The organism is Streptococcus sp. (assembly GCF_019414905.1).
Lineage (GTDB): Bacteria > Bacillota > Bacilli > Lactobacillales > Streptococcaceae > Streptococcus.
The window spans coordinates 1-5,234 of the sequence record NZ_DXLC01000254.1 but is presented as its reverse complement, the minus strand read 5'-3'; the positions used below and the strand labels follow the sequence as shown (position 1 = coordinate 5,234).

The window sequence follows — 5,234 nt, the reverse complement described above, 5'->3', positions numbered from 1 at the left end:
TCCTACCTTATCTTTCAGCCCCAATTCACGGTATTTGATCCCACTGGTGTTGAAAAATTGCTTCAACTCAAAACCCGAGGTTTCTAGCCAATTTAAAATGACTTCTTGGCTAGGTGTTTCTTCAACGATATGGATGGCTTTATAGTCCACACCGAGTTGGTTTAATTCTTGTTTTGCTTTTTTACAAGTTGAACATTTTGGATATTCGATAAATTCTAACATGTGTTTCACTTTCTATTTTATATCTTTAAAATCTGCGCCTTCATGCTCCAAGAGCCAAGCTTTCTTTTCCACTCCTGCTGCATAACCAGTCAGACGCTTGCCAGCTCCCAGCACACGATGACAAGGTACTAGGATAGACCAAGGATTCCGCCCCACTGCTCCACCAATTGCTTGAGCAGAAGCCACTTGCAAATCTTGTGCTATTTGCCCATAGGTCACTGTTTGACCATAAGGAATGCTCTGTAAGTAGGCCCAGACCCGCTTTTCAAAATCCGTTCCGATTGGCGCCAAGTGCAAGTATGATAAATCTTGAGGCTTGCCTTTAAAGTAAGCATCTAAGCAAGCAATAACTGGGTCTAAAATGGGATGACTAACAACTGCTTCTATAGTCTCATCTCCTAGTCCCCTCTCAAAATGCTTCTGGTCCTGCATCCAAATGCCATACAGATATTGCTCGTCAGCAACCAAAGACAAGGTTCCTATTGGCGAAGAGTAGATCATTTTTGCGTACTTCTTTTGCATTATTTCTTCAATTTTTGATAGGCCAAGCGTTCGCCATCAACTGGAACTTTTCCGACCTGTTTAAATCCAAGCTTTTCAAAAATATGTTGCATAACCTTGTTTTCAGCATGCGTATCTGAACGAAAATCAAGATAGTCAAAACCTTCAATCAAGCCCTCTAAAAAGGTTTGAGCAACTCCTTGTCCCTGCACATCTGCTGCCACAGCGATACGGTGAAAGACTAGGTACTCTGACTCTCCAGCTTGCCAGTTGCCTTCATAAATGACTTCATAGGCTGCCTCTGGACTTTTGGTCACAGCTGCATAAGCTAGTAGTTCTCCCTCTTCCAAGGCTACGTAGGCTTGGCCTGAGACAATATCCTCAATAATAATATCAGCATTTGGATAACCATTTTGCCACTGGTCACTACCAGCATCCGCTAAACATTTTTTAGCATCTTCCATCACCTGCATGATGGCATCTACTTCATTTGGAAAAGCTAAACGAATCTCCATCTTTTCTCCTCATTTCTGACTAGTTTCTCCCATCATAGCATAATTTAAGTCTTTCTACAAGCAGTTAAAACTTGACTTTCTGTTTTTGTTATTTTATAATCTAGTTATTAAAACTAGATAAAAAGGAGTTGGAAATGAAAACTACCTTTTCCTACCCAAAATGGGCAGAAATTCCAAACATTGACCTCTATCTGGACCAGGTTTTACTCTATGTCAATCAGGTCTGCGCCCCTATCTCTCCTGATAAAGACAAGGGCCTGACAGCATCTATGGTTAATAATTATGTGAAACATGGTTACCTGACAAAGCCTGACAAGAAAAAATACCAACGCCAACAGATTGCCCGTCTGATTGCTATCACAACCCTAAAGTCTGTCTTTTCAATCCAAGAAATAGCCCAGACACTGAATACTCTACAAAGTCAAGCAAGTTCAGAGCAACTCTACGATGCTTTTGTGGACTACATGAACCAAGGAATGGACCCAGCTAACCCCATTATCCAAACCAGCTGCCAAACCGTTAAACTCTATCATCAAACTCTAGCCTTAATCCATCATACTCAAGAGGAGGAAATCTAATGAATACAAGCCTAAAGCTCAGCAAACAACTCAGTTTTGGAGAGGAGATTGCTAATAGCGTGACCCATGCCGTAGGTGCAGTCATCATGCTCATCTTACTGCCTATTTCATCCACCTATAGTTATGAGACACACGGATTTTTATCATCTATCGGCGTTTCCATTTTCGTTATCAGGCTCATACACGCCCGTCGTCTTGACCTTAATGAATAACTGGTTTGGCTATCTGATTATCGCCATCCAATGGGGAACGACTATCTTTGGTATTCTCTATAAAATCTTTGCTAAAAAAGTCAATGAGAAATTTAGCCTTGCTCTTTACCTGATTATGGGCTGGTTGGTTCTGGCTATCATTCCTGCCATTATCAGTCAAACGACACCAATTTTCTGGAGTCTCATGGTAACTGGTGGACTCTCTTATACAGTTGGGGCTGGATTTTATGCCAAGAAAAAACCTTATTTCCACATGATTTGGCATCTCTTTATCCTATCTGCGTCCTCACTCCAATACATCGCCATTGTTTATTTCATGTAAAAATAGGTTAGGACAAAAAATCCTAACCTCATTTTTTTATTCTCTATGATGTTTTATACTCAATCAAAATCCAAAAATCACTCCAGTCCATTTTATAGTACCTACTAGCGTGCCGTCAATTATGGGATACTGCTTCCCTACTAGTACGTAAATCAGAATAGTTATACTCTTCGAAAATCTCTTCAAACCACGTCAGCGTCGCCTTACCGTATGTATGGTCACTGACTTCGTCAGTCTTATCTACTACCTCAAAACAGAGTTTTGAGCAACTTGCGGCTAGCTTCCTAGTTTGCTTTTTGATTTTCATTGAGTATTAAATCAGAATCATCCGTTAATGAACCGTACCTAACGAATCAAGACAGACAAATGATCACATAACAAAAAAACGTTTTCCAACGTTTTTTTGACTGTGATTTCTTTAAATGCATTTTTTCCTAAGGCAAATTATTCCCTGCAGCAAGATAAATTTCATACCATTCTTTTCTTGTTAAGCTAAAGTTTGCCGCTTGGCTAACTTCTCTCAAGTGCTTAGGATTTGTGGTACCTACAACTGCCTGCATTTTTGCTGGATAACGCAATATCCAAGAAATGGCAATAGTTGAAGAGGTTACTCCATATTTAATAGCTAAACGATCAAGTACTTGATTTAAAGCTTGAAATTTCTCATTTCCAACAAAGTTCCCTTTAAAATACCCAAATTGTAAGACAGACCATGCTTGAATGACCACATCGTGTAATTGGCAATATTCAAAAATGCTGCCATCTCGTATAGCTGCTTGACTATCTTCCATATTAACATGAAAACCTGATTCGAATCCTGGAGTAAAAGCCGCACTTAATTGTAGCTGATTAACAGCTAACGGCTGCTTGACATCTTTTTTAAGTAACTCCATCATCATAGGATTTTGATTAGAAACTCCAAAATTTTGAACCTTACCTTGTTTATAAAGGAGATCAAAGGCTTCTGCTACTTGGTCAGATTCCATCAAAGCATCTGGTCGATGAAGAAGCAAGCTATCTAAATAATCAACCTGCAATCTTTCTAAAATCCCATCAACTGATTGTAATATATACTCTTTTGAAAAATCAAAATAGGAAAATTCTTCTATGCGAATGCCACATTTGGACTGAATCCACATCTTTTCTCTTAAATCTGGACGATTTTTTAGGACAAGACCTAACAGTTCTTCACAACGACCACGACCATATATATCAGCCAAATCGAAAGCATTGATTCCAACAGAAAGTGCTGTTTCTACAAGCTCCTCAACTTCTTTTACAGACTTATCTTTTATTCTCATCATTCCGAGAACAATTTCTGATAATTCTTTGTCATCTTGACCAAGAGTTATGTATCTCATCAAATTTTTCTCCTTTGATTCTACATTCTTCAATTAATTATAACAAAAAACCGCTTTGCAACGGCTTTTTGACTATATTTCACTCCATTTTATCTTCTTAAACCCACGGAACAAGACAAAGATTCCAATAAAGAGGACAGCTAAAGGAATAACTTTTGTAAGAAAAACATTTGAAATTCCCATCCACTCATAGTAACGAAGCAGAGAACCTACAACAAGATGGGCAACAATCATACTGACAAAGGGACGAAAAATCGGTTCTTTCCAATTCCAAATACTGATGACCAGCGAAATCGTAAAGACAGATAAAGTATCCCAGGGCGCCGGAAGATAAAAGGCTCCTTCTTGTATGAAACTTCCCATTCCTACATATCCCAGAACAACTAGCAGAACAAGAATCCCAACGACAATATAGGTGCCAATTTTCATTTTAGGAGAATCTTGAACTAAGCCCCAACGTAAGATTGTGGCCACAAGTCCAAATCCAATCAGAAAAATAAGAAGTTGGCCTAAAAACGTAAGCAAATTGACTGTTAAGAGAGGACCTTTAGAAAAATCACCCAGTAGATGATAGTAGCGTAATATCGCTAGGACAAAAATTGGTGTTAAAAGGGACTCCTTGATAGAACTGCGTGGTGCTTCCTTGAGAATCTCTTTCATTATTTTTTTAGGATTCTTACCTAGATAATCCTCTGCACTCATGCCATCTCGTTCTGCTTCTGAGAAATCTAACATCATCAAATAAATCTGCTCTCTGAGATAGTCCTCATCATAGAGAAATCCAGCAAGATTAAAACTATCCCACAGCTCCTCAAAATACTGCTGATTCTCCTCAGAAAACTCATGCAACAAATTGTTTGTTTCTTCGTAATACTTCATTTTCTTCATGGTTTAACCCCCATTCTTAATTCCTTCTACTTTTTGACTCAAATCGTCCCATTGTTGCCAAAAGACCGAGACACGCTCTTCTCCTTCTTTAGTTAACGAAAAATACTTCCGATCTGGACCATCTGGCGACGGACGCATGTCGCCTCTTATCCATTGATTTTTTTCTAACTTTTGCAACAAAGGATAAATAGTTCCTGGAACGATAGTGTCAAATCCAGCCTCTCGCAAAGTCTGAACCAACTCATAACCATATCGCTCTTTTTGACCAATCATATCCAAGACACAACCTTCAAGAACACCTTTTAATAGCTGAGTTTCCTTCATTCCTTCTCCCTTCTAATCTATTTTGTAATACCTACTAGTAGCTCCACCTATAGTATACTACTTCTACACTAGTTTGTAAAGCATAATAGTTAATACTTTTCGAAAATCTCTTCAAACCACGTCAGCGTCGCCTTACCGTATGTATATGTAACTGACTTCGTCAGTCTTATCTACTACCTCAAAACGGTGTTTTGAGCTGACTTCGTCAGTTCTATCCACAACCTCAAAACAGTGTTTTGAGCTGACTTCGTCAGTTTTATCTACAACCTCAAAACAGTGTTTTGAGCAACCTGCGGCTAGCTTCCTAGTTT

Annotated in this window: 7 protein-coding genes and 1 pseudogene; 2 read left to right on the top strand and 6 right to left on the bottom strand. The window is 38.9% G+C overall.

Going from position 1 to position 5,234, the window contains the following annotated elements:
* From QZ359_RS07700 to QZ359_RS07690, 3 genes are all read right to left on the bottom strand, one after another.
* Positions 1-222 (bottom strand): glutaredoxin domain-containing protein (locus QZ359_RS07700; protein WP_293965247.1); only part of this gene is annotated, 222 nt, incomplete at its 3' end.
* A 12-nt stretch (positions 223-234) separates the two neighbouring features.
* Positions 235-744 (bottom strand): methylated-DNA--[protein]-cysteine S-methyltransferase, encoded by a 510-nt coding sequence (locus QZ359_RS07695; RefSeq protein WP_261076873.1) that lies wholly within the window; start codon positions 742-744, stop codon positions 235-237.
* Positions 744-1,238, bottom strand: coding sequence for a GNAT family N-acetyltransferase (locus QZ359_RS07690; protein WP_261076871.1), 495 nt, complete (start codon positions 1,236-1,238; stop codon positions 744-746). The genes QZ359_RS07695 and QZ359_RS07690 overlap by 1 nt, the downstream gene beginning before the upstream one ends.
* A gap of 134 nt (positions 1,239-1,372) precedes the next feature.
* On the opposite strand from QZ359_RS07690, the gene QZ359_RS07685 reads away from it, so the two are divergent.
* Together QZ359_RS07685 and QZ359_RS07680 are read left to right on the top strand one after the other, a co-directional pair.
* Positions 1,373-1,816 (top strand): DUF1836 domain-containing protein, encoded by a 444-nt coding sequence (locus QZ359_RS07685; RefSeq protein WP_261076869.1) that lies wholly within the window; start codon positions 1,373-1,375, stop codon positions 1,814-1,816.
* Positions 1,816-2,350: pseudogene (locus QZ359_RS07680) on the top strand (hemolysin III family protein). The gene QZ359_RS07685 and the pseudogene QZ359_RS07680 overlap by 1 nt, the downstream one beginning before the upstream one ends.
* A 434-nt stretch (positions 2,351-2,784) precedes the next feature.
* On the opposite strand, the gene QZ359_RS07675 reads toward QZ359_RS07680, so the two are convergent.
* From QZ359_RS07675 to QZ359_RS07665, 3 genes are all read right to left on the bottom strand, one after another.
* Positions 2,785-3,711, bottom strand: a complete 927-nt coding sequence (locus QZ359_RS07675) for an aldo/keto reductase (protein WP_023943033.1) — start codon at positions 3,709-3,711, stop codon at positions 2,785-2,787.
* A 72-nt stretch (positions 3,712-3,783) separates the two neighbouring features.
* Positions 3,784-4,599, bottom strand: coding sequence for a hypothetical protein (locus QZ359_RS07670; RefSeq protein ID WP_261076865.1), 816 nt, complete (start codon positions 4,597-4,599; stop codon positions 3,784-3,786).
* A 3-nt stretch (positions 4,600-4,602) separates the two neighbouring features.
* Positions 4,603-4,923 (bottom strand): PadR family transcriptional regulator, encoded by a 321-nt coding sequence (locus tag QZ359_RS07665; RefSeq protein WP_000665422.1) that lies wholly within the window; start codon positions 4,921-4,923, stop codon positions 4,603-4,605.
* Positions 4,924-5,234: the final 311 nt, after the last annotated feature.